Genomic DNA, 25,993 nt, shown 5'->3' on the forward strand with positions numbered 1-25,993 from the left:
CTCAAACATGGTGTAATTTAACCTAGTCATAACTGCTGCCATTTAAGTGTCATACGAAATTCCTCAATAGAAAATGCACCAAAGGAATCAACTGCCATCTGTGTATAGGAATAAATTTTCTTCTATAAGTTGAGAGTTTGAACTGTTTAGGAATTTGAAAAAGACCTTGTTAATGAAGCAGACTAGATGGCTTCATTAACAAGGTCTTTTACCTTAATCTATTAATTTAATTGCTTTTCTAATGCTTTAGGTGCAGCTTTAATGAGGGCATCAATGCCTGCTGGATTCTTGCCGCCGGCTTGAGCAAGATTCGGACGTCCGCCACCGCCTCCGCCTACAAGAACTGCTAATTCTTTAACCAGATTACCAGCATGGGCACCTGCTTTTATAGCCCCATCTGTAGCCATGATAATTAGATTTACTTTATCCTCTGCAGAAGATGCCAGTATTACAACACCTTCACCTAATTTATCTTTTAACTGATCTCCAAGGTTTCTTAAGTTGTTTACATCCACTCCGTCTGCTCTGGCTGCTAGAAGTTTAACACCTTTAATCTCTGTTACCTGATTCATAACGTCACCTAAGGCATCCTTAGCAAGCTTGCTCTTTAATTTTTCATTTTCGGACTGAAGGGTTTTAATTTCCTCCTGAAGATTTTCGATTTTTGCTGAAAGCTGTGCGGGTTCAGTTTTTGCAACTTTTGCAGCCTGATTCAGTTCTGCTTCCAACTGCTCGTAATAGCGGAACACGCCTTTGCCGGTAAGGGCTTCAATACGTCTTACACCTGCAGCAACACCGGTTTCTGATACAATCTTAAATATCATTATAGAGCCAGTATTGGCAACATGGGTACCACCGCACAATTCTTTGCTGAACTCTCCCATGGTTACAACTCTTACGCTGTCGCCATACTTTTCACCAAACAATGCCATTGCACCGGTTTTCTTAGCTTCATCAATGGTCATAATATTCGTATTTACAGATAAACCATTCTGAATCTGTTCATTTACAATTTCTTCAACCTTTACGATTTCTTCCTTGCTTAAAGCAGAAAAATGGGTAAAGTCAAATCGAAGCCTGTCTTCATTTACAAAGGAACCTGCCTGCTCTACATGGGAGCCAAGTACAATACGAAGAGCTTTCTGGAGTAAATGGGTAGCACTGTGATTCTTTCTGGTATCCCCTCTCTGCTCTTTGTTGATAGCCAAATGAACGGTTTCATTTGCTTTAATCATTCCCTTTGTAACAATACCGACATGGCCAATCTTACCACCCTGCAGCTTAATGGTATCTTCCACTTCAAACTCTGCACCAGCGGTTGTAATAAAGCCGGTATCTGCTGCTTGTCCACCACTGGTAGCATAGAAAGGTGTCTCTTTTGTGAAGATAGTACCCTTCTGTCCTGCAATAAGTTCTTCTACCACTTCTGTATCAGAAGTTAGGGCAAGTACTTTCGAATCTGCTTCATCTGTCTCATAACCTACAAAGCTTGAAGTCAGGGACGGATCCAACTGTAAATAAACAGTTTCATCAGCACCCATGTAATTTGTAACTGCACGGGCACTTCTGGCAGTCTCTCTTTGAACATTCATAGCTTTTGTAAAGCCTTCTTCATCAATTACAAAGCCTTTTTCTTCTAAGATTTCTCTTGTTAAGTCCAGAGGGAAGCCGTAAGTATCATAGAGTTTAAAGGCATCTTCTCCGGAAAGGATGTTCTTTCCTTCCTTCACCAGAACTTCTTCCAAATCAGATAACAGTTTCAAGCCCTGGTCGATGGTCTTATTAAAGTTATCCTCTTCTATGGTAAGAAGCTTTAAGATATAATCCTTTTTCTCCTCCAATTCGGGATAGCCATCTTTGGATTCAGCTATAACTGTTGTGCTTAAAGTCGCAAGGAAGCGGTCTTTTATTCCAAGAAGTCTTCCATGACGTGCTGCACGTCTTAATAATCTTCGAAGTACATATCCTCTTCCTTCATTAGAAGGAATAATACCGTCAGATATCATAAAGGTTACGGAACGGATATGATCTGTAATTAAACGAATAGATACATCTGTCTTAGAATCTGTTTTATAAGTTACACCAGCTACTTCACATACTTTATCACGAAGTGCTTTGATGGTATCCACATCAAAGATGGAATCTACGTCCTGGGTAACGGTTGCAAGTCTTTCCAGTCCCATTCCAGTATCAATATTTTTCTGAACCAATTCTGTATAATGGCCATTTCCGTCATTTTCAAACTGGGTAAATACATTGTTCCAAACTTCAATATAACGATCACAGTCGCAGCCTACGGTACAGCCGGGCTCGTTACAGCCGTATTTTTCGCCTCTGTCATAATAGATTTCAGAACAGGGACCACAGGGACCTGCACCATGTTCCCAGAAATTATCCTTTTTACCAAAACGGAAGATTCTCTCAGGCGCAATCCCAATTTCTTTATTCCATATCTCAAAAGCTTCATCGTCTTCTTCATAAACAGAAGGATAAAGTCTGTTAGGATCAATTCCCACCACCTCTGTAAGGAATTCCCAGGACCAGTGAATCGCTTCTGTTTTAAAATAATCTCCGAAAGAAAAGTTACCGAGCATTTCAAAAAAAGTACCATGTCTTGCGGTCTTGCCGACATTTTCAATATCACCGGTACGGATACATTTCTGGCAGGTGGTAACGCGGTTTCTAGGCGGAATTTCCTGTCCTGTAAAATACGGCTTTAAAGGTGCCATACCTGAATTAATTAACAACAAACTCTTATCATTCTGAGGAACCAAAGAAAAACTGTCCATCTTCAGATGACCTTTACTTTCAAAAAAGTCCAGGAACATTTTTCTTAGTTCATTTACTCCATAAGCTTTCACTCTATTTGCCTCCTGTGTATAAATAATGGTCCGAAAACCTAATAATCCACTAATGGACATTTTGGCCGTAAGGCCACGGGGTGCCGGATGTGAATTATGCTTCTCAATAATTCACGCTAGTATATTATTATAAGCAGATATTAGATTTTTGTCAATAAAATAGCACAGTTTGCAAATTAGCGGTAAGCCTCCAAAGTAACCGGCTTTCCGTTTATCAGTTTAAAATAAACGTTATAGGGGCTAATCTTCACAGTCTCAAGATTCACAAAATGTTTCTTCATTATAGAATAAGTAGTATTCCTATACCATGCTCCCATATAGACTTCCTTGAGGTTCTGGTTTATAAGAGAACTTCCATCATCATTTGTTTCATTTATACTGGATATATCCTTTACAGTATCCGGAACCACATAACTGCTTGCTTCTTTTTTGGCGGGATACAAATAAAGTAGGCTAAGCTCTCTATCATATAATATGCCATCTGCAGAAGCAAACCAGTCATTTTCCGCATTGACATTTACGGCAGCTAACCTGGGGAATGCATTTCTTATCTTTCTGGCAACTAAAAGTACATTATGAAGTTCCCCTGACTTCTCATCCTGCAGGCTGTAGAAGGTAGAAGGAAAATCCAACTGACTGGCATTCGGAAACAATGTCAGTATATCTGAAGGCACCTTAACGATACCTTCTGCCCAGATGACTCTTTCAGCCTGCTCTGCCTTCCCGGCAAAAACCTGCTTCAGGTCAACTGCTTCATCTGTGATATAAACCGTCTTTTCACCGGCATAAGCCTTGGTGTTGTCTTTTGATACATAGTAGGTATCCGAAAGACTCCAGTCAACCAAAGTTTTGGACTCAATCGGATTCGTTCCTTCTCCCTCCGGGCTGCTCACTTCCTCCAGAGTTCTGTTTAATTGAAGCAGTTTTGTTACATAGTCTGTCAGAATATATTTAGTAGAACCAGGCAAAATAAAGCTATTAATATTGTAACTGCTTATTCCCTGATCAGAAGTAGCCATTATATATCCTGTTTTTTGTATTTCTTCTAAATTGGCTGCAGCCTCCAAATTGTCCTTGCATTGAATGTATTTTATATCCGTAGGAATCTTTAATGTTTTCGAGCTCCAGGCAACCGGAAAAGCCGTTAATGCTTTATACCCCTTGTCATAAAGAACGCCGTCTATGCTCTGATAATATCTATTTTCCGAATCCACCTTAATACTCTTTAAGGCAGTAAAATAAAGAAAAGAGTTATGGTTTGCAAAAGCGTAATCCTCGTCCGATTCATATCCATGCAGATAATACGTGTTCTTAGACAACGTAATCTCCTCCAGGTATGGGTTATAGGTCATATTATTTACTGCCTCAACTTCTTCCGGCACTATAAAAGTTTTATCTGTCTTGGCAGAAGGATATAAGAGCAATGTCCCCAGAGATTTGGTATATAAAACACCGTCAACAGCCTTTAACTCTTTATTTGCCTCATCAACCTTTATACTGGCCAGTTTCGGACAATAGGTTCCAATTATTTCTTCATTCACTACCTTGTCCCATGATGTTTCATAAATTGAACTGCCCATAGAGAAAGCAGCCGGCAGTTCAAGTTCTGTAAGATTCGCAGCATTTACAAGCTGCATCGGTGCTATTCCTGTAACAGTACTTGGCATAACATATGTTTCTTTGGATGAATTCTGGGGGTACCACCATAGGTAGGACATATCTTTTGCATATAAAACACCATCTACAGATTTAAAATACGGATTCTCTTCCGGTACCAGGACTTCTTTAAGATGATAAAAGCCAGAATATTTACTATCCAAATACTTCAACCCCTCAACATTCATGAAATATTTTAAATTCTTGGACAGGGTTATTGAGGTAGTCGTATTTTCATGAAGAAACATCTTTAAATCAAGAGATGTGACTTGCTCCGGCAATATAACCTTTGTAACAGGATTGTCATTCGGATACAGCTTAACAGCTGTTAAATTACTTGCATACAGTATTCCTTGATTTAATACAAACGAAGTATTCCCTTCCGCAAGAGTTATCTTCTTTAAATTATTATTTCCAGTATTAACAATACTATCGAGAGCCTTTGGAATAGCAATTGTCTTCGCTTTTTCCAAGTGTTTTACTTGGGACAGATTCAGAAGATTCAAATTATTCGGAAAAGTTAGATTTTCCTCTGCCTTGGCTTCTGGCCAATAAAATATCTGACATTGGGTCTTCGTATATACAACGCCGTCTTTTGAAAATAATACCTGATTACCGGAATCTACATTTACAGCAGTGATCTCTGTGTTATCAAAAGCATCTTCACTAAAATATGTGAAATTAGCTGGAAGGGTTACGGCGGTAATACCCGTACCTGAGAAAGCATTCCTTCCAATGACCCTTAAACTTTGCGGAAGAGTTATACTGGTAAGTTTCTTATTGGCAAAAGCTCTGTCTTGAATCTTTGTAGTACCCTCAGGTACCTGATAACTGCTTCCTTTGCTGTTTGGATAATCTATAAGGAACTTCTTATCTTTCGAGTATAAAACACCGTCTATGACACTATAAACACTATTTTCAGAGCTGACTTTATAAGCCGAGAGAGCCGGCAGCGCCTGGTTCTGGTCCAGTGAATTGTAGGTACTAAAGCTGCTTACCTTGTCGCCCAGAGTAAGTACATTTAGATACTTATTGGCTATATTCGCTACTTGGACCGCATTAGGTATTGTAAAGCTTGTATCCCTTTTACCTTGTGGATAGTATAATAATGTCTTTTTATCTCTGGAGTAAAGTATACCATTTACGGCGGTAAAATCCTTATTCTGACTGTTTACCTTAAAACTCGTAAGAGAAGGAGTATCCAGACCAAACAATGCCGCTTTTTTACCCAGGTAAATTTCCTTTACATAGGAATTCGCCAGGTAAAAATATGCCACAGAATCAGGTACTTTATAGTAGGTACTCTTCTTTTGGGACGGATAGAGCAATAACTTGGTTCCGCCTTTTGTGTATAGAACCCCGTCCAGAGATTTATAGGTCTTATTAGAGCTTTTTACAGTGACATATTTCAGATTCTTAAGATTAGAATTAATATAAGCGCTGTAGTTAGAGGCGTACCTCTCATTATCTGAACCAAGGGATTTTAAAGAAGAAGGCAATTCAAGAGTTTCCACCCCTGGAAAGCACCGAAATAAACCCTCCGGCAGCTGAGTAACTCCTTCTGCCACTATTACTCTTGTCACCTTCGGATAAGCAGTCTTAATAGCACTGGCTGCCGAATTTACAGTATTTTTAATCACTACTGTATATGTATCCTGGAATTCTAATTTCATATTTCCGGCATCAACTATTTTTATATTCTTTGCCGCTGCAGTACTGCTGCTAATTCCCAATAGGAGCATCATCGCAACTATAAATAGCAGCATACTTAACCGTAATTTTTTACACTTTCCATTTCCCATGTTTACCCCATTTCTTGAAAATTATGATTTTCTTCATAATTTCCTTTGTGAAACTATAATTAATCATAGTTTGCATATTATCTAGTATCTATTTCATTATAAAATGTTTTAAATCTAATTTCTATTATGAAGGTATTACGTTTTTCTTAGTATATATAGAAGAATTCTTAACACATCCATAAGGTCTCTTAAATTATCTAGAGCACTTTTCCAAATATTGAAGCTATTTTTAAAACTTTTTGAAAAATTTTAAAAATAATACTTGCATTTTGTTTATGAGTGTTGTACAATACTAAATGTGATGAGGCTCATTGGTCAAGTGGTCAAGATGTGGCATTCTCAGTGCTGAGACAGGGGTTCGACTCCCCTATGAGCTGCTTATAAAGCTGTTTTCTATATGAAAACAGCTTTTTTGTTGTTTATACAGATAAACTGTGAAGTCTTTACTTGTTTTGCAACAATTTGATTCCTAAAATCGTAGCCGGAATTCTGTAGTCCGGCGAAAGGTTGGATAATACCACAACAGCCGTCTGTGTGCCTAAATTAAAACCAATATAGCTGTTGTAATCTCCTGTTCCGCCGTTATGCCAAATGATATTGTTTTCACTGTCAGTAATCCAGCTCATCCCGATTTCATCCATATGGATTCCCATTTTTTTATAGGGTTGCGACGAGGCATTAATTACCTTCAAAGCCTCATGACTTTTCTCAATATACGCTGTATTGCTTTCCATCTGCATCTTTGCATAGGAGAGCATATCGGAAATATTAGAAACTAAAGCTCCGGCCGGTATGTATGCATCCTGTTTATTCCATTTCCAATAATTAATCAAATCACCTTTTCCATCCGATATCCTAGTATCAGACAGCTTTAGTTCCTGTTGTATATATGAGTTCATCAAAAAAGAATAATCCTCTTGATATACTGCTTCAAGAACAAGCCCCAGTACAGCATACCCAAAATTAGAATATCGAAAGGAATAGTCTTTTTCCTTTAAATTAATGTCTGCAATTTTAGACAAAAGCATACTTTTAGTAATACCGCAATAGTCATTTCTACCATGGAGGAAGTTATAAATCATAGGCTTCTCAAAATAGTAAGCCTTATAGCCGGAAGTATGTGTAAGCAGCTGTTCTATCGTAGGATAGTGCTTCTTTTCCGGAAGACTTAGATATTTATCTATAGTATCAGACAAACTGATTTTACCGTCCTGTATTGCTTTACTTATGAATGATGCAGTAAATGTCTTTGTAAGGGAACCAATTTCATAGGTATGCAATTCTGATGGCAGTACCTGCCCATTTTCTCCGTAAACTGTATATGTGGCTTCTCCGTTTTTGATAATTCCCACTGTAATTACAGCATCCGCATTGTTATCTGTAGTGTATCTTAATGCCTCTTCAAAGGTTAGAGCCGGTATTTTACTTATCTTATAATTTCCATATAGATAATATCCATAAATACCTGCTAGAATACAAAGCAAGATAACAAGTATAATGCATATAACAGTCCTTTTTTTCATTTATTGTGCTCCTTATGCGTTCTTTCTCATACAGAGATGTTATTGAATTAGAAATTCGCTTCTTTCAGTTTGTACATCATGATTATCTCGTCTTCTTCTCTTTCACCTGTATGAATAAAACCCATGTTTTCGTACAAATTACGGGCAGTATCATCTCCCTCTACATAGCAGAGAATAACAGCTTCATATTTATTTGCTGTTTTAATCATCCCAAGCCATTGCTGTATGGCAAGCTTCCCAATACCTTTTCCTTGATATTGTTCTGCAATCATAAACTGGTCAAGTATACAAAGCATCTGCCCATCCCTTTCAAAGTCCCGCTGCATCAGCAAGCCAACCGGCAGACTCTCATGGTAAACAGCATACACCCTACTGTTATCCGGATTTATATTTTTCAAACGTACCTGCATAAATAACCTCATCAAAATTTATTACTTGATTTCTAATATTCCGTACTTGTATTTAACTTCCATTATTATACTTTTTAAAGATTATCAAGTCAATTTATTTTAATTATTATATATTTCTGATTCCAGAAAAATTAAGGCTCTATGCCTTCACAGAGACTAATACTTCTGCGGCAGACATAGAGCCTATTATTTGTTATTCGATCGACAAAAACCATATTTCCAAAGACTTAATTATTAGCCCTGCTTTTTTACAGTAATTTTAGTTTTTACGGTAATCTTCGTATTATCATAAAGTGTAACCGTACTGGTTATAGTGGCCGTTCCAATGCCTTTTGCAATGATTTTTCCATTCTTATCAACTGTCGCAACCTTTTTATTGTCTGACTTGTAAGAAACTGTTACGGCTCCAACCGTACTACTTGCTGTTTTCACTTTTAACGACGAAACCAGTTCAAGGGTATCGGGCAGGGTAATTTTCATATTCGCAGAACTTCCTTTCGTTCCGCCAATATAGAGAGTTTTCTTCTCCGGTGTTACTGATATCTGGTCGCTTAAGGAAGTAACCGAATTCTTATCCGCTTGTTTCGGTAAAATGACATACTCGGAGCAGTGCACAATATTAATCGTGACATATCCATCCTTATCCACTTTATATCCGGAGCTGTATGGCAATGTTTCGAGCTTTCCGGTGCCCGGATTATAATAGTATACATATACTTTTTTATTTCGTAATGTATTGTCTGCAAGGCTGCCTACATAGATCCGAACAGATGCCTGGGAAGGTAAAGTGCCTTTATTATTGAAATGAATTACAATTCCATTCCGAATATTCTCTTGTGCGGATCCCTTCTTAAAGAGCTGGCTTATCTCTGCATTCTCTTTGATCTTTTCTGCTGTTAAGAACAGGTTGACATCGGTCATCTTCTTGCTAGAATTCGATAAATCCACTCCGCTGAACTTCCAAGTATAAAGTTCTCTGCCAGTTTCATCTTTAACGCCAATAGTAACATCCTTTTTCCCATTTGCTGCAGCACTTAAAAGCTCCGCTTCTAAATGAATGACAGCATTATTTACCACCTGTTCATTAGCAAGAATTGCTTTCGGCAAATTAACATTAATTACAATATTGTTGATATTCTTACTGCTAATCTGATTCATCAATTCCTTATTTGCAACAGGGATACTTAGTTCAATAGCTTTATCCGAGCCAGCTCCTTCAAGTATCTTTTGGATATCTGTGTCCGTAACAGATACAGATGCCTTCAGAGTACCTTTATCCACCGTACTAATAATGGACACCGGTACATTGTTAACATTATCCTTCCCATTATCCGCTATAGGTGTAGGGGTCACAGGCGCTGTCGTTGGTGTTGCAGGAGTCGTGGTCGGCGTTTCAGGATCGGGTGTTGGTGTTGTAGGTGTCGGTGTTACAGGAATTGCTTTGAAAGTAATTGATTTCTCTGCAATGGGGGAAGTAACACCTGCATAGATTGCTATAGCCCTGATTTTAACTGTCTTCCCTGTCCCTGACGTATTGGTTACATCAAATTTTCCTTCATATAATATAGAGTTTTCATCCGGCACTGTATTATCAGTTGTGTAATAGATGGCAGCGCTTGATGTAGCGGTGCTTAAAGTCACATGGACAATTGCATTATTCGCCAGTGCGGCCGTCTGAACAGGGTCCGTCGAGATAACCGGCTCATCGACTTTCACATTCTCGCCGAAGACTTTCACTTCATAAATCTGTGGTGTATACCAGTTAGAGGTATTATTCTGGATTTTTGCATTAACCAGAGTTACCCTGACGTACCTTGCTATGCCGGATAGTCCATCCACGGTAAAGCCATAATCATTATATCCTGTTGATTTATCTAGTAATGTGGTATAGGCTACTCCATCAATACTTCCCTCGATAGTATACTGATAGTAGGCTTCTGAGCCTTTCATCATATACCAGGATATCTGGATGCTGCTTAATTTACTTGCTTTTTCTAAATCAACCGTCCAGGAAGCCGGCCATGTGCCTGATGAAGCCACCCATTCTGTCTGATATGAACCATCATTGGCATATAATGCTGTTTCCGAATTGGTGGAGGCCACTGCCGTTTTTCCCTGGGACAGGAGTTTGCCGTTCTGAACCGGAATTATTGTACCATCCTCTCCATTATAGAGAACATTCTCATAGAAATCCCAAAAGGCAAATCCATTTACAAAGGAAATAGGTAGCATTCTCTGCTCTGCGGTAGTATTGACAGCGTCTTTCCAACCAAACATCCAGCGGTTCGCCATCACACCATAATTATCCCCATTTGTTCCTGCAAGATGAACGCTTCCACCGGATTGTGCTGAAAACGTGGAGGTATTGCCAATGGAACGAAGCTCGGACCAGGGGCCTTTTAAAGAAGGTGCGGAGGAATACATGGCGGTACTTGGATACCACCCTGCTGCCTGGGAGGTAAATAAGTAGTAAATACCGTCTTTTTTTATCATGGACGGTGCTTCACGGTTCTGGTCATCATAGATTGTCGCTACCTTTTCCTTTACATCCAGCCAGTCTGGCGTCAACTTGTACAGAATTGTATCCGTATTGGTGTGGGCGGAAGAAATCAGATATGCTGTACCATCTTCCTCTTCAAAGAAGCCAAGGTCCCTGGAATCATTATTAAATGGCTGGAAGCTTTTTAAAAATGTAAAGTTTTCGCCAGGAGCAGCTACTGCCACTGCCACCCTTCCCAAGGTATAGTCCGAACTGTTTTCATAATGGGTCCATAAAACAAATTTTTTTGTCTGCTCATTATAAACAATACTAGTAGATTCAAACTTACAATCATTCAAATCTACATGATCGGTATAACTTAGAACCACTTTATCATTGCCGTAATGTATACCGTCCTTTGACGTCTGTTGAACCAATTGTTTGAATCCGCTGCCACTGTCCTTTTGTTCATAATTGAAACGATAATAGGTATCACCTACTTTCAGCTTTGTAAGAACCTCAAGTGTTGAAGCAACGGTATTATCATAAGTTTTTAAATTCTGTGGTACTGTATAAGCCTGGCAGCCGGAAGATTTCGCTGTGTCCAGAAGTATATCCCCTTTATAAGCTTCTACTTTATATTGGTAGGAACTTCCCATAGCCAGATTATAATCATCCAGTGAGGTACCTTTAAGTGTTTGCAGTATGGTGTAATCTCCCTTATCTTTTGAACGGGATACCACATACTTCGTTGCAACAGTCACAGCCGGCCACTGAAGTTTTACACTGGTTACGGTGTCTTCCCCTGATAACAGGAAGGGAGTTGCACTTATTCCGAAGGTCGCTGTTTCCTGAAGCTTCATTGCTCCATAAGCGTTTGACAATGAAGATTCTGCTGAATTGACCGTACTGCTTACTTTATAATAATATTTCTTGCCGGCAGTAAGTTCTTTGTCAGTAAAGTTAGCATCGCTTCCGCTGTATACTGCTTTATATGTTCCATCCGGCGTCTCTGATCTGTAAAGCGTATAGGACATGGCACCTATTACCTTATTCCAAGACAAGGTTGAGCCTGATAATACTTTTAAGCCTGCTAAAGGATCATGGGTCAGGGTACTGTCAGTAATCATAATCCAGTTAATCAGAGGATCCTGAGCAGCAGTATTCCTTACTATGATACTGATTTTTCCATCTGTTACATCTACCGTATTACGATATACGGTGTTGGATATAAAAGTAATGGCATTTTTCTTCACACCATTAATATACAGGTCGGCTTTCCTTGTGGAATTATTCCAAATATCATTAAAACCTGTATAAACCGTATAGGTTCCGTTCTTTACAGTAAAGGTATAGGTCAAATCCTTACCGGCACTGTCATTACCGGTATTATTACCCGCAAGATACCGAAGCGTTGTAAACAGATCTCCTGTTGCCGTACCGGAGGTTGCGGTGTTAGCACCATAACCCCATGGATTGGAATTAATAGTACTGTAGGACTGGTCTACCACATCCGTATTAATAAGTGTATCCTGAAGGTAGGAAGCCATCAAGAGATAATCGTTTGTTTTTGCACCGCTGCAGTTAACAAAGAACATGGTTTTATCCGGGATGGAATAGACCCTGAAAGTTATTGTCTTATTGTTCATTTCCGTAAGGGATGCCTGTAAGGTGTATAATCCTGGATTGGAGAACGTAATGCTGCCGTTTAAGACGGAAGAATTATATGACCAGGTTACAGGTGTTAATAGGTTATTTCCATTCATTGTTACCTGAAGGTGGTCCGGCAGAGATAAGGTCCCTCCGGTTGCAAAGGTTTCGGGTAATTTTGTTTGAACCGCTACACTTGCTGCATAATTTAATGTACTCAGATCCCAGCTGCCATACCATTTGATGGCCATATCGGAGCCCTGGCCGAATTCAATCGGCAAAAAGATGTATTTGGCAGCATCATTGGCAAAATTGCCGCCATTCCAGTTATCACCCACATAGATGAATTTACCGTTTTTGGCGTCCACCGGAATAACACAGGTGGTCTGAGAGTTAAAGGCCAATAATGGATTCGGGTCGGAAGGTAATGTTCTGACAAAGGGGTCTGTCAAAGTTGACCAGGTTCCAAAAAGACTGTCCGCCGTGGTATATTTATTCTGATTTGCACTCCATCCTGTTGCTCCGGATGTCAGCATATAATATTTTCCGCTGTATTTGAAAATGGCTGGAGCTTCACGCTGCGCACCGGGAAATACTCTGGTATAGTCCACGCCATATACTGCTTTATAGGTATTATCACGAATAGGAACACCATTATCATTATAACCGTTATCATCTTTATGCCATCCAGTAACATCCAGATAATCATCCGTCAATTTTGATATATAAATGGTAAGATTTTCTTCACTGGAATAAATAATGTAAGCCGTACCATCATCATCCTTAAATAAGTTCATATCACGGGCATATCCCTTACTGCTGGGATGATAATCTGTTTGATCCGCAGGGCACATATCCAGCCGGTAATCATCGATGTATTCAAAGGGTCCGGTAGGCGAATCACTGACTGCAACTCCGGCTTGTGCCTTGCCATAACTTGTATTCTGGGTTCCGTCTGCATTGGTGTAACCTTCCATATGCATCCACATAACATACTTTTTGGTCTTATCATTATAAATAACTTTCGGTCTTTCTACGATTCTGCCAACTCTCATTGACTCGAATATATCAGCTGTATCCGTTCTTCCTGCATAGATAGACGAAATCAGAGGATCCTTTGTAAAGGAGTCCATAGATGGAATCATGGTAAGTGCATCACCTTCATCCACCCAGTTCATTAAATCCGTAGAGGAATATACTCTAACGGAGGAACCGGGCCAGGTTCCCACATGATGCTCACCATACCAGTAATACTTCCCTGTTAAATCATCGTACATGATTCCGGCTCCGTGAGCATCGATTGCATTTCCATTCATATCTGTCCATAAGGTATTCGGCGTAAATGCAGTTCTTAGCGTACTGGTTCCGATAGTATCGGATACTGCAGAGGAAACTCCATCAATTATAGCTGTAAGTCTGTAATAATATCCTGTTCCCTGCGTTAAGCCAGTATCTTGAAAGGAAGTATTCGTTCCGCTATAGATGGTTGTAAATGTTCCCGACACACTGGTGGATTTTGAAAGATTATAGGTAATAGCACTTCCGGTGGCTACCGAATCCCAGCTTACCGCTACAGACGAAGCATCCAATGCTGCTGCTTTAAAATTACCTGGGGCGTCATATCGGTAAGTTTTAGACTGAACTGCTGCCGGGGCTGATTCCCCCACTTTATTATAGGCCATGATATTATATGCATATTCGGTATCAGGAGCTAAACCGGTGTCCGTATAGGTTAAATTGCTGCCTTCATAAACCATGGATAACGCGCTGCCGGAAACAGCTCGGTAAACCCTGTATCCCTCTGCCTTTGTCACGGCTGCCCAGTTCAGTTTTATCTTTGATGAATTGATTGCTGTTGCCGACTGTCCTGAAGGAGCCGCTGGCGCAGCCAGAGCTGTGGTAAAACTGTACTCTGCCGAACTCTGGGATTCTGTTATACCCCCATATAGAAATGCTATTTTATAATAATACTTCGTATCAAAGGTCAATCCGGAATCCGTAAAGTTCGTTGTTGTACTGTTCCCAACATATGTATAACCGCTGCCGGAAGTGGCTGAACGGTATATATTATAGCTTGTAGCTCCCTCTACTGCATCCCAATTCAAGTCAATAGTAGTTGTTGTCTGGGATGGTGAGGTGATTACGGATGCATTCGGTACCGGAGCCTCTGTAACCATGACATCATCCAAATACATCGTCTGCCAATTATTTCTTACTCCGATCTTCCCCGATGTAAATTGGGTATCTGTCACATCGAATACCAGGGTATCAATACCATTTTTTACAATATAACCTTTTAAAGAGCTTCCTATCAATACCATCTTCAATGTATACCAGGTATTGCTGCTCATACTGTAGTCGACCGACTTTAAAGTTGTATCCGTACCATTTACTCGTTTACTCAGTACCAATTTTGATGTTGTCTGCATCTGAAAATAATAAAAATTCTTGGAATCCTGAAAACGTGTCAGAATTCCCGGATAAGCACCTCCCCCTGCCGTATTGAACCGCATCGTCACTGTAATATCAGTCCAGGATGAATCTCCCGCGGAAATAATACCTTCCCCAGAGGTATAGGCATGTGACAGAGTCTTGTTACTGGAATCTTTAGGGTCATTGGCTATGGTCCATGTACCAGAAGCTGCGGTCCAAGCAGGATTGGAATAATCCCCGTCCGAAAAATCATCCTGGAAATAGACTGCCGGCGCTGTGGAAGCTGCTGCTACCTGAGATACCGGTGTTATAACACCTACCATCAGTGCTGCAACTATGACCCATGATAACATTTTGTTGATTTTGCCTTTCAACATTTTTTCCTCCTCCAATTAAAATAAATTATATAATTGGCTAAAATACCAGCCAAAGATACCGTATAATACTTGTAACCGGTTTCATAAACAGGCATAAAGCTTTTTGAATTTTTCCTTAAAATATACCTTAACCACCATTTTAGTCTATGATTATTTCAGCTTATTAATGTAACCGATTTCATAATTATAATAAAAATAAGATTAATTTTATCCAACAAAAATTTCTTCCTTGGTGAAAAATCAGAATATTGTAGAATATCACCATTTATCAAATATTAAATAAATAGTTTTTAGGGATATACCAAAAGAAATCCATCAGAACAAATCTAATCCATATTACTATTGTATATATTATCGGATTATTTTCAAATCAAATTGTTACTTTTTACATCATGTACATTATACATTGTTTTCCATTTATATGCAACCGTTTTCACAACATTATTTTCGTTATTCAATAAATTTACCAGCAGTGGTGATTTATAACTACATTCCGGCAATAAAAAAGCTCCAGGCCTTTCAAAAGCAAATATCGCTTCTGTAAAGGCCTGGAGCCTATTTTTTTATTGCTGTAAAAAATCCATCAAGGATATCTGGTTGCTCTCCGGCAAGTCTCCAAAGAGGCCAAGATCATTCATCAAATCCACTACCGTGGAACTTACCTTACTGCGGCTTCTAAAATCATCCCTAGAAAGAAACTTTCCATCCTTAACTGCTTCTACTACCGCATCGGCGGCCTTATCTCCAAGTCCGTCAATCGTACTTAAAGATGGCATTAGTTTACCATCTATTATCTGAAAATGATGTGCTTTTGCAGTATAAATGTCAATAGGCAGAAATTCAAAACCTCTTGCATACATTTCCTGAACAATTCTCATATCCTTGTAGGTATCCTGTTCTTTTTTACTAAGTTCGTTTCCTCTGCGTTTATAATCTGCCATATGCCTCTCAAGCCTTTCTCTTCCAAGGCACATAAGCTCATAATTAAAGGCAGAAGCACGAATAGAAAAATATGCGGCATAGTATGCCAGAGGATAATATACTTTAAAATAAGCGATACGAAAGGCCATCATAACATAGGCTGCTGCATGAGCTTTCGGAAACATATACTTAATTCTCTTACAGGACCAGATATACCAGTCCGGTACTCCTGAGGCTAACATTTCCTCTTCCATCTCCGGTGTCAGACCTTTTCCCTTACGAACACTTTCCATTATCTTAAAGGAGTGTCCGCTGTCTACCCCCATATTAATCAGGTAAGTCATAATATCATCACGGGTACAAATAGCCGAACCCAGAGTACACTTTCCTTCCGTAATAAGAGTCTGAGCATTGTTCAGCCAAACGTCGGTTCCATGGGATAATCCAGATATACGTACAAGGTCAGAGAAATTCTTTGGTTTTGTATCTCTTAACATCTGCATAACGAAATCTGTACCGAATTCCGGAATTCCAAGGCAGCCAAGGTCACAGCCACCAAGATCCTCTGCTCTTACCCCTAAGGCGCTCAGATTGTCAAAGAGAGAAAGGACCTTCTCATCATCCAATCGAATAGCCTTTGCATCAAGGCCAGTAAGATCTTCAAGCATCCTTATCATAGTAGGATCATCATGCCCCAGAATATCCAGCTTTAATAGGTTATGATCAATGGAATGGTAATCAAAGTGAGTGGTTATGGTTTTAGTTGTCATATCATTAGCAGGACGCTGTACGGGTGTAAAGGAATAAATCTCTTCTCCATGAGGCAGAACAATAATACCGCCGGGATGCTGTCCGGTAGTTCTTCGCACTCCCACACACCCGGATACAATACGTTCAATTTCCGCTTTCCTTCTGTGCTGGCTGTGCTCCTCATAATATTTTAATACGAAGCCGTAGGCTGTCTTATCCGCTAATGTACCGATAGTCCCTGCACGGAAGGTGTGCCCTTCCCCAAAGATTACTTCCGTATAATCATGTGCCTTACTTTGATATTCCCCGGAGAAATTTAAGTCAATATCCGGTTCCTTATCCCCATTAAACCCTAAGAAGGTTTCAAATGGAATATCATGTCCATCCTTACTCAAAGGCTGTCCGCATACCGGACAGTTCTTATCCGGCATATCACAGCCACTGCTGCCGGCATATGCCCGAACCTCTTCCGAATCAAAGTCTGAGTAGTGGCAATGGGTACAATAATAATGAGCTGCTAATGGATTTACCTCTGTTATTCCTGACATAGTGGCAACAAAGGAAGAACCTACTGAGCCTCTGGAACCAACCAGATAACCGTCTTCATTAGATTTCCACACTAATTTCTGGGCTATGATATACATAACTGCAAAACCGTTAGTAATAATAGAATGCAGCTCATGCTCCAGACGTTCTTCCACCTGTTTCGGAAGGTCCGGTCCGTACATGGAATGTGCCTTATTATAACAGATTTCTCTTAAGGTTTTATCCGAATCCGGAATAACGGGCGGACATTTATCCGGACGTACCGGTGAGATTTTCTCAATTCTGTCAGCAACTAGATTGGTATTTGTAATAACCACTTCATAGGCTTTATCTTTTCCCAGATAAGTGAATTCCTCCAGCATCTCTTCTGTAGTCCGAAAGAAAAGCGGTGCCTGGTTATCTGCATCCTTCATACCCTTGCCATATAAAAGAATTCGCCTGTAAATCTCATCCTCCGGGTCCATAAAGTGTACATCACAGGTAGCAACCACCGGCTTATTAAATTCCTCGCCAAGTCTTACTATCCGGCGGTTAATATCCATTAACTCTTCTCTGGAGTTGATATTGATTTTCTCACTTTCGATCATAAAATCATTGTTGCCAAGGGGTTGAATCTCCAGATAATCATAAAATTCCGCCAGTCGGTTAATCTCCTCCTGAGGCTGCTCCCTTAAGATAGCCTGATACAGCTCTCCTGCTTCACAGGCAGAGCCTATTAGTAGTCCTTCCCTGTTCTCCATAAAAACACTTTTTGGAATACGGGGTCTTTTCTGATAATACTCAATATGCGATAAGGATATTAATTTATACAAATTGACTCTGCCGATATCATTCTGAGCCAATATAATAGCATGATAGGTAGGGAGCTTCTTAATAGCATCCGCTGACAGCTTTCCCATAGGATCAATATCTTCCAATACACGAACGCCAAGTTCCGTAAGTTTAGGCAGCAGCTTTACAAATATCTCCGCAGTCGCACCAGCATCATCCACTGCTCTGTGATGATTTTCAAGAGATACTCCTAATGCCTTTGCTACGGTGTGAAGCTTATAATTATTTAGATCCGGAATTAGCATTCTTGCCATGCCTACTGTATCCACTACGGTAAAATCCGTCTGAATTCCAAGCATTTCTGACTTTTTACGAATGAAACTGGTATCAAAGGATGCATTATGGGCTACTAATACGGCATCTCCACAAAATTCCAAAAATTGCGGTAAGATTACATCAATCTTGGGATATCCAATTACCATATCATCCGTAATGCTGGTCAGCTCTTCAATTTTTTGCGGTATTGGAATCTCCGGATTTATAAAGGTACTGAATTTATCAACTATAACTCCATTCTCTACCTTTACGGCACCAATCTCAATAATTTTATCTTTTACAGGTCCAAAACCGGTGGTTTCAATATCAAAAACAATAAAGGTGCCATCTAGCGTCTGTCCTCTGGGGTTTACAACAATCTCTTTCAAATCGTCAACCAGATAAGCCTCAACTCCATATATGACCTTGAATTCTTTTAGTCTGTCCCACTCGGATTCCGGATAGTCCTTCTTGCTTAAGGTATGATTGGCTTCCGGGAAAGATTGCACTACACCATGGTCTGTAATGGCTACAGCTTTATGTCCCCATTCAAAGGCACGCTTTACCAAATCTTTTACATCAACAACTGCATCCATATCACTCATCATTGTATGAGCATGAAGTTCCACCCGCTTTTCAGGACTGTTATCCATTCGTTTAACAGTAAAGGAGGGTATGGTTTTTATTCCGACAATTGAACCGATGGATACCTCTCTGTCGTACTTATCCAATAATGCCATGCCTTTCAGCTTTATAAACTTTCCCCTTTTTAATGTACTTGTAACCTCTTCAGCCTCTTCTGTCTTCAAAAACAGCTTAGCAGATATAGAATCCGTAAAATCCGTAATGGTAAAGATAAATAAGGTCTTTTCATTGCGAAGTTCCCGGCTTTCTGTATTCAGAATTTTACCTCTTATGACTACCTCTCCTATTTCATCCTGTATGTCCGAAATAGGTATTGCTTCTCCTTCAAAACCTCTTCCAAAGATTGTATCCGGGTCATGTATGACTTTCTTGGCTGTATACTCTGATTTCGTATAAGACTTATCACTCTTTTTCTCATCTCGAAAGGACTTGGCAGCATTTGCAGGATTCTTATTCTGCAGGTGCTCCCCGCTGTTCTCATCCAAACGCGGCGCCATTCCCTCATCTCCACCTGCTTCATCATTTCCCATCACTTTATGTATATCGTTACCAACAGAGACAAACTCATATTCTGGTGCATTTTCCCTCTTTACCGGTTCATAATAATCAAACAATATCGTAACCGGCAAGTTAAATTTTTCATAAATTGATGTCAGATGCCGTTTAAACTCCTCTGCCAATTTTCGAATCAGAAAGCTTTCCTCACATCGAAAAATAATCCGGTTTCCATCAAAGGTTATCTTAGAGAGTTCAAAGATATTATATTCTAATATACTTCTCTCCCGAAACTCAGCAAAGATACTCTCTTTATATACCTCATAGAGATTCTCCGGGGTATATTGAGCAGATAGATGGTAGCTTTCTTTTAATTTCAGTTTTTCGCTGGTCTCTGAAAAAAGAGTATATTTAATTAACTGTTCCATTCTGATGATATCTTTTCTCTGTATCAGCCTTCCACTTTCCATATGAACTCTGATTTCACTTCTGACTTTGGAGACACAAACTTTTTCAATCACCACTTCTTTAAAAAGCTGTATCAAGTCCTGGGGAACTTCATTCAATTGGTCAAACACTTCAAAAAAAAGCATTCCCATTACTTACGCCTCTTTTCCTATCACTAAAACTCTTGCATTGTCAGAAGTTCTTCTTTTAAAGCTTCCAAAAGCTTATCCTCCGGAACCTTCCTGATAACCTGTCCCTTCTTTATCAGGATACCCTCACCTCTGCCGCCGGCTATCCCTATATCTGCTTCCTTGGCTTCTCCGGGACCATTGACTGCACATCCCATTACTGCGACCTTAATATCCATATCAAATTCCTGTATCATATTTTCTACTTGTTCTGCAAGGCCAATTAAGTCTATCTGGGTTCTTCCGCAAGTAGGGCAGGAAACCAATTCTACCCCGCCTTTTCTAAGCCCCAATGTTTTCAAGATAAGCTTGGCTGACTTCACTTCTTCTACGGGGTCACCGGTTAAAGACACCCTTATGGTATCGCCAATTCCTTCATATAGCATAATTCCAAGTCCTACAGCTGACTTTATATTTCCGGACAATAGGGTACCTGATTCTGTAATTCCGACATGCAGAGGATAATTTGTCTTATCAGCAATCAACTCATGGGCTTTTACACACATTAAGACATCGGAGGATTTAATACTGATTACTAAATTATCATAGCCCATCTCTTCAATGGCTTTTACTTTATCCAAGGCACTTTCTACCAGCCCCTCCGGTGTAACACCGCCATACTTTTCAACCAATTCTTTTTCGAGAGAACCACTGTTGACTCCTACTCTAATAGGAATATTTCTTAGCTTTGCAGCATCGACCACTGCCTTTAACTTCTCGTACCCGCCGATATTGCCCGGATTTATCCGCACTTTATCTGCACCATTCTCAATAGCTGCAATAGCAAGGCGATAGTCAAAATGAATATCCGCTACTAAGGGAATATGAATGTTTTTCTTTATCTCTTTTATAGCCAGCGAGGCTTCCATTGTAGGGACCGCACAGCGTATAATATCACAGCCTGCCGCTTCCAGTTTTAAGATCTGGTCTGTGGTACTTATGATATCCTCTGTTTTTGTATTAGTCATGGATTGGATTAAGATAGGATTACCGCCTCCTATAACCTTATTTCCAATCTTTATACTTCTTGTCACTCTATACATAATACTCCTATCTACTAATAATAAGCCTTAAGTCTATTAATAATCTAATAAATCAAAATAAATTCGACTTACAAAATACGTCGTAATACCCCAAAACTAAAACTGCTACATTTTTAATCTTCATTATCAATATTATCATTTTAGATGTTTTAGTCAAGTACTTTCTCATATTCTTAATTCACGCAAATATCTTTTAGGATAATTAAAAAAGGACACATTACTTTCTAATTGAAGAGTTAGTAATGTATCCTTTCAAAATTTCTAGTTATTGATAGTCACGACCGTATACTAAGTTTGCCTTCTGACTAATTTCATAACTTACTTTGGCTGGTGTCCAAATGAGTCTTCCTAGCATATAACCATATATTCCCTGATACAAGACTTCCCCAATACCACCACCATCAATCTTTTCCATTTCTTCAAGTGTTATTTCTTCAAGATTAACTGTTTCTAATACATTATTCAAGCTATTTACCTCCATTTAAACTATTTTGTCTATGTACAAATAGCCTTTACACGTGTTTAGTACTAAAACTATTTGTTATTATAAATTACCTCATTTTTACTTTTTTGTCAATATATATATTATATTTACATTATAAACTTTATTATTACATATTTAAACATTAATTAAATATTTATTTTCTATTATAAAATTAGTAGAACTAATAGTCTAAAAGAATAAAGTATCTTCGACACTCTCAACTCCCTTGACCCCTCATTCATAAGGGAAAGGTGTTTCTTTTTTTTATAAAAACCACTTAATTAATTTTTATGTTCGCGCTAAACCTAACTCCTGTAAAACGGATATCACAATAAACTAAATCTCCCACCATCTTGGTAGAGCTGTAATTACCTCTTCACATATTGATAATTGTGAATTGATAACTTTCACTATAAACACTATTAAGATGATAAACGAAAAGCACCTTAAAATACTTCATTATTATGGACTATATAATCCAAGCACCACAAGTAAGAAAAAATGCTTTTTCGTTTTTAGTCAATAAAAAACATAAGTTTTTATCTTCCTTACAGGATTGGCGTAACTCTATCCTTTTATCCTTTGGATATGCTTCTCTGCGATACTTTAATTGTGGTGTTTCCATGTTTTTCTGCAAGTATTCAACAAAAATATTAAAAGAGTACATTTTTGTTATATAAAATATATGTAGGGAAACACTAATTACTCAGTGTTTCCCTACATATTAAAAAATCCTACTTAAATCGTTAAACATTACAAATACCATAAGAATCATTAGAGCAATAAAGCCTACCATATGCACAATGCCTTCCTTATTCTGATCCACCGGCTTTCCTCTGAATACCTCAATTATAAGAAACACCAGTCGGCCTCCGTCCAAAGCAGGAATAGGCAAAAGATTCATAACTCCAAGATTAGCACTAAGCAAAATGCTAAAGCTTGCAAGGCTTAAAAATACAGTAACGAAACCATCTGGAGCACTATCTTTATAAATACTTCCAATCATATCCACAATACCTATCGGACCAGACAAATCATTTGCCTTAACTTGATGAGTAGCCAACATCTTAAGACTATCAATAGTATATACAATTACATATTTTACTTCTGCTATGCTGTACTTTACAACTCCAACTCCATTAGTTTTAACTCTTCTGCCGTCAATACTAAAGCCCATTGAATACCCCTGGCCTGTAAGCTTTGGAGTGACCGAGGCGGTATTGGAGACCCCATCCCTGGTATAAGTAATATTAATAACTTCTCCTGTCATGGGATTCTGCTTAAAATAATTCATGATATCATCTTTTTTCTGAACCCCGGTGCCATTGATTTCAGTTATAATATCACCCTTTTGTAAACCGGCTGCCTTCATGGGATAGTCATCTATTACGTCTTTTATAGCTGTGCTGTTACCGTCATCATAATAGAACCCCAATTTATAATCCTTAATATATTCAGGATTGACAGTCGCAGTATGCTTTTTTCCATCCCTCACATAAGTTAAGTTAACACTCGCCTCACTTAAGGGATTGACAAAAAGATAAAGATCCAATTCTCTGGCAAGGTTTATATGTTTTCCGTTTATTTGGGTTATAACATCGCCATCCTGAAGACCTGCTTCTTTTGCCGGGGTGGCCACATTAACCACCTTAGCCGGATCATATCCGCGCATTCCCACAATAATAAGTGCCAGAATCAGAGCTAAAACAAAATTAAAGATGGGTCCTGCTAAAACAACGGAGATTCTTCCCCATACACCCTTTTTATTAAAGGCTCTTTCATCTTCGACATTCTCATCTTCACCAAGCATCATACAGGAACCGCCGATTGGTAATAGCTTGATGGAATAAACGGTTGCTTCCAGTTCTCTGTTTGCAGCGGCGAAGTCTCCCGGTGTCATAAACGCTCTCAGCCGGTAACCCTTAACGGTCTTTACCATGGAAAGAATTCTGGGTCCCATACCAATAGAAAACTCTGTCACATATATTCCATTGGATTTGGCCAGAAGAAAATGTCCTAATTCATGGATAACAATAAGGACGCTAAATATCAAAATTGCAATTATTATATTCATGCATTCTCCTATCTTAGTGTATCTACACCATATTTATTGTTAATGGTAACAGAAAATGAATAAAACCGTTCCACCCTATTATCTTTTTTACATTATCAGAAATTATCCCATTCAAACTTAACACAGTCTATTTTCGCCTGAGGAATTCGTAAGTTTCCTTTTCTACCGTAAGAATCTCAGAAACCGTAGGATTCATTCTGTTTTTGTGTTCCTCCATAGCTTCTCTTATCATCTTTGTAATTTCCAGATAGGATATCTCCCTGTTTAAGAACTTCGCTACAGCATACTCATTGGCTGCATTATAGACCGTCGGAAGACTGCCACCCTTTTTTGCTGCCTCATATGCCAATGCCAGTCCCTCAAATGTTTCATAATCCGGTTCATAAAAATCCAGACGTCCCAGCTTAAAAAAATCAATTCGCTCTCCCGGAAGCGGCTTTCTTTCAGGATAATATAGAGCATATTGAATGGGAAGCTTCATATCCGGCATACCCATTTGTGCAATAATGCTCCCGTCAGCATATTCAACAGCAGAATGAATAATGCTTTGAGGCTGAATAACTACTTGTATTTTCTCCAAATCCACATCAAATAACCATCTGGCTTCCATAACTTCGAGGCCTTTATTTACCATGGTAGAAGAATCAATTGTTATCTTTCTTCCCATAGTCCAATTCGGATGCTTCAGCGCATCTTCTACTTTGATATTCTTTAACTCTTCTCTTTTTTTACCTCGGAAAGGTCCGCCTGAGGCTGTAAGTATAATTCTTTCAATCTCATTCCTGCCTTCTCCGTTTAAAGCTTGAAAAATAGCAGAATGTTCACTGTCTACAGGAAGTATTTTAACACGGTGCTCTTTTGCAAGTGGCATGATAATATGTCCTGCTGTAACCAAGGTTTCTTTATTGGCAAGAGCAATATCTTTACCTGCCTTAATTGCTTCCACTGTAGGAACAATACCAATCATGCCCACCAGTGCCGTTACGACAATACCAGTATGTACCTCTGTACTGCATGCGATTAAACCTTCCATACCGGAAAGAATCTGAACATTTGTATCCTTTACTTTAAGTGATAGCTCCCGTGCTTTTTCTTCTGAATAGACAGCCGCTATAGCAGGCTTAAACTCCCTTATCTGCTCTTCCAGCAATGCAATATTACTGCCCGCCGCAAGCGCTCTAACCTGTATTTCAGGATTTTCTCTTACAACTTCTAATGTCTGAGTACCAATAGACCCGGTAGAGCCCAATATGGATATATATTTCATATTAAAACCACGCCTTTCTAACCCGCCGGGGATCATACCGAATATCCCTATTATAATATAGTTGCCATAAAATAAACAATAGGCGCAACAAAAATGATACTGTCAAATCTGTCCAAAATTCCGCCATGTCCTGGTATTAACGTGCCATAATCTTTGATATCATGATTTCTCTTAATTGCAGAAGCCGCTAAATCTCCCAGCTGAGAGATCACACTGGCAGTAGCTGAAATCAATGCAAAAATAGGTCCAATATTATCAAATCCGGTAATACGGTTTCTTATAATCAGAGCATATAAAAAGCCAATTAAAGCAGCTCCAATCACTCCGCCTATACAGCCTTCTATGGATTTCTTAGGACTTAATGATGTAAAATTCTTATGTTTTCCGAAAAGCATTCCTACACAATAAGCACTGGTATCAGAACCCCAGGCTCCAATAAATATGAGCCATACAATATAAAAACCACTCTCTAACATCCTGACCTGATATATAAAGCTTAACATAACCGTCACATAGAAAAGTCCAAAAAAGACAGCGGTTACTTCTTCTACTCTATATTTAGGATATCGGATAACATATAAAATCATAAGCGCTAATAAAAAGCCAATGAAAAGAAAAGTATTATACTCTGTTAAACCAAAGCGCAGCATGAAAAAGAATCCGACAGCTGCTATATAGCCAATTATACCAAGAGGTGTCTTTTGCAGCTTTGTTGTTTTATACAGCTCTGTCATCCCTATTATTGAAATGCCCAGTACCACGGTAAATAATACATCTCCTCCCAATATTATTACCGCTAATGTGATTGCCATCAGTATGACTGAACTGCGAAATCTTACCCAAAACATGTATTTCC

Annotated in this window: 11 protein-coding genes and 1 tRNA gene; 1 reads left to right on the forward strand and 11 read right to left on the reverse strand. The window is 39.0% G+C overall.

What is annotated here, in order from left to right:
• Nucleotides 1-221 precede the first annotated feature (221 nt).
• Nucleotides 222-2,861, reverse strand: coding sequence for an alanine--tRNA ligase (gene alaS, locus bsdcttw_RS16510; protein WP_185255936.1), 2,640 nt, complete (start codon nt 2,859-2,861; stop codon nt 222-224).
• A 176-nt stretch (nt 2,862-3,037) separates the two neighbouring features.
• Nucleotides 3,038-6,319, reverse strand: coding sequence for a leucine-rich repeat domain-containing protein (locus bsdcttw_RS16515; protein WP_185255937.1), 3,282 nt, complete (start codon nt 6,317-6,319; stop codon nt 3,038-3,040).
• Between the two features lie 305 nt (nt 6,320-6,624).
• On the opposite strand from bsdcttw_RS16515, the gene bsdcttw_RS16520 reads away from it, so the two are divergent.
• A tRNA-Glu gene (locus bsdcttw_RS16520) sits at nt 6,625-6,696 on the forward strand.
• Between the two features lie 66 nt (nt 6,697-6,762).
• Here the strand turns inward: bsdcttw_RS16520 and bsdcttw_RS16525 are convergent.
• From bsdcttw_RS16525 to bsdcttw_RS16565, 9 genes are all read right to left on the reverse strand, one after another.
• Nucleotides 6,763-7,842: a serine hydrolase domain-containing protein gene (locus bsdcttw_RS16525; protein WP_185255938.1), complete on the reverse strand. Its 1,080-nt coding sequence runs from the start codon at nt 7,840-7,842 to the stop codon at nt 6,763-6,765.
• A 47-nt stretch (nt 7,843-7,889) separates the two neighbouring features.
• On the reverse strand, nt 7,890-8,252 hold the full coding sequence (locus bsdcttw_RS16530) for a GNAT family N-acetyltransferase (protein WP_185255939.1): 363 nt from the start codon (nt 8,250-8,252) through the stop codon (nt 7,890-7,892).
• Nucleotides 8,253-8,486: 234 nt separating this feature from the next.
• The gene (locus tag bsdcttw_RS16535; protein WP_185255940.1) at nt 8,487-15,191 is read right to left on the reverse strand and encodes a family 43 glycosylhydrolase; all 6,705 of its coding nucleotides are present in this window, start codon (nt 15,189-15,191) and stop codon (nt 8,487-8,489) included.
• 563 nt (nt 15,192-15,754) lie between these two features.
• On the reverse strand, nt 15,755-20,233 hold the full coding sequence (locus bsdcttw_RS16540; protein WP_185255941.1) for a PolC-type DNA polymerase III: 4,479 nt from the start codon (nt 20,231-20,233) through the stop codon (nt 15,755-15,757).
• Nucleotides 20,234-20,256: 23 nt separating this feature from the next.
• Nucleotides 20,257-21,312 carry a flavodoxin-dependent (E)-4-hydroxy-3-methylbut-2-enyl-diphosphate synthase gene (ispG, locus tag bsdcttw_RS16545; protein WP_185255942.1) on the reverse strand — a complete coding sequence of 352 codons (1,056 nt, stop codon included), beginning with the start codon at nt 21,310-21,312 and terminating at the stop codon, nt 20,257-20,259.
• 265 nt (nt 21,313-21,577) lie between these two features.
• Nucleotides 21,578-21,778, reverse strand: a complete 201-nt coding sequence (locus bsdcttw_RS16550) for a hypothetical protein (RefSeq protein ID WP_185255943.1) — start codon at nt 21,776-21,778, stop codon at nt 21,578-21,580.
• A gap of 742 nt (nt 21,779-22,520) precedes the next feature.
• A complete protein-coding gene (rseP, locus tag bsdcttw_RS16555) occupies nt 22,521-23,870 on the reverse strand; it encodes an RIP metalloprotease RseP (RefSeq protein ID WP_185255944.1) in 1,350 nt (449 codons plus the stop codon).
• Nucleotides 23,871-23,997: 127 nt separating this feature from the next.
• On the reverse strand, nt 23,998-25,137 hold the full coding sequence (locus tag bsdcttw_RS16560) for a 1-deoxy-D-xylulose-5-phosphate reductoisomerase (RefSeq protein ID WP_185255945.1): 1,140 nt from the start codon (nt 25,135-25,137) through the stop codon (nt 23,998-24,000).
• Between the two features lie 50 nt (nt 25,138-25,187).
• On the reverse strand, nt 25,188-25,985 hold the full coding sequence (locus bsdcttw_RS16565; RefSeq protein ID WP_185255946.1) for a phosphatidate cytidylyltransferase: 798 nt from the start codon (nt 25,983-25,985) through the stop codon (nt 25,188-25,190).
• Nucleotides 25,986-25,993: the final 8 nt, after the last annotated feature.

This window comes from Anaerocolumna chitinilytica (genome assembly GCF_014218355.1).
In the GTDB taxonomy this organism is placed as follows: Bacteria; Bacillota; Clostridia; order Lachnospirales; family Lachnospiraceae; genus Anaerocolumna; species Anaerocolumna chitinilytica.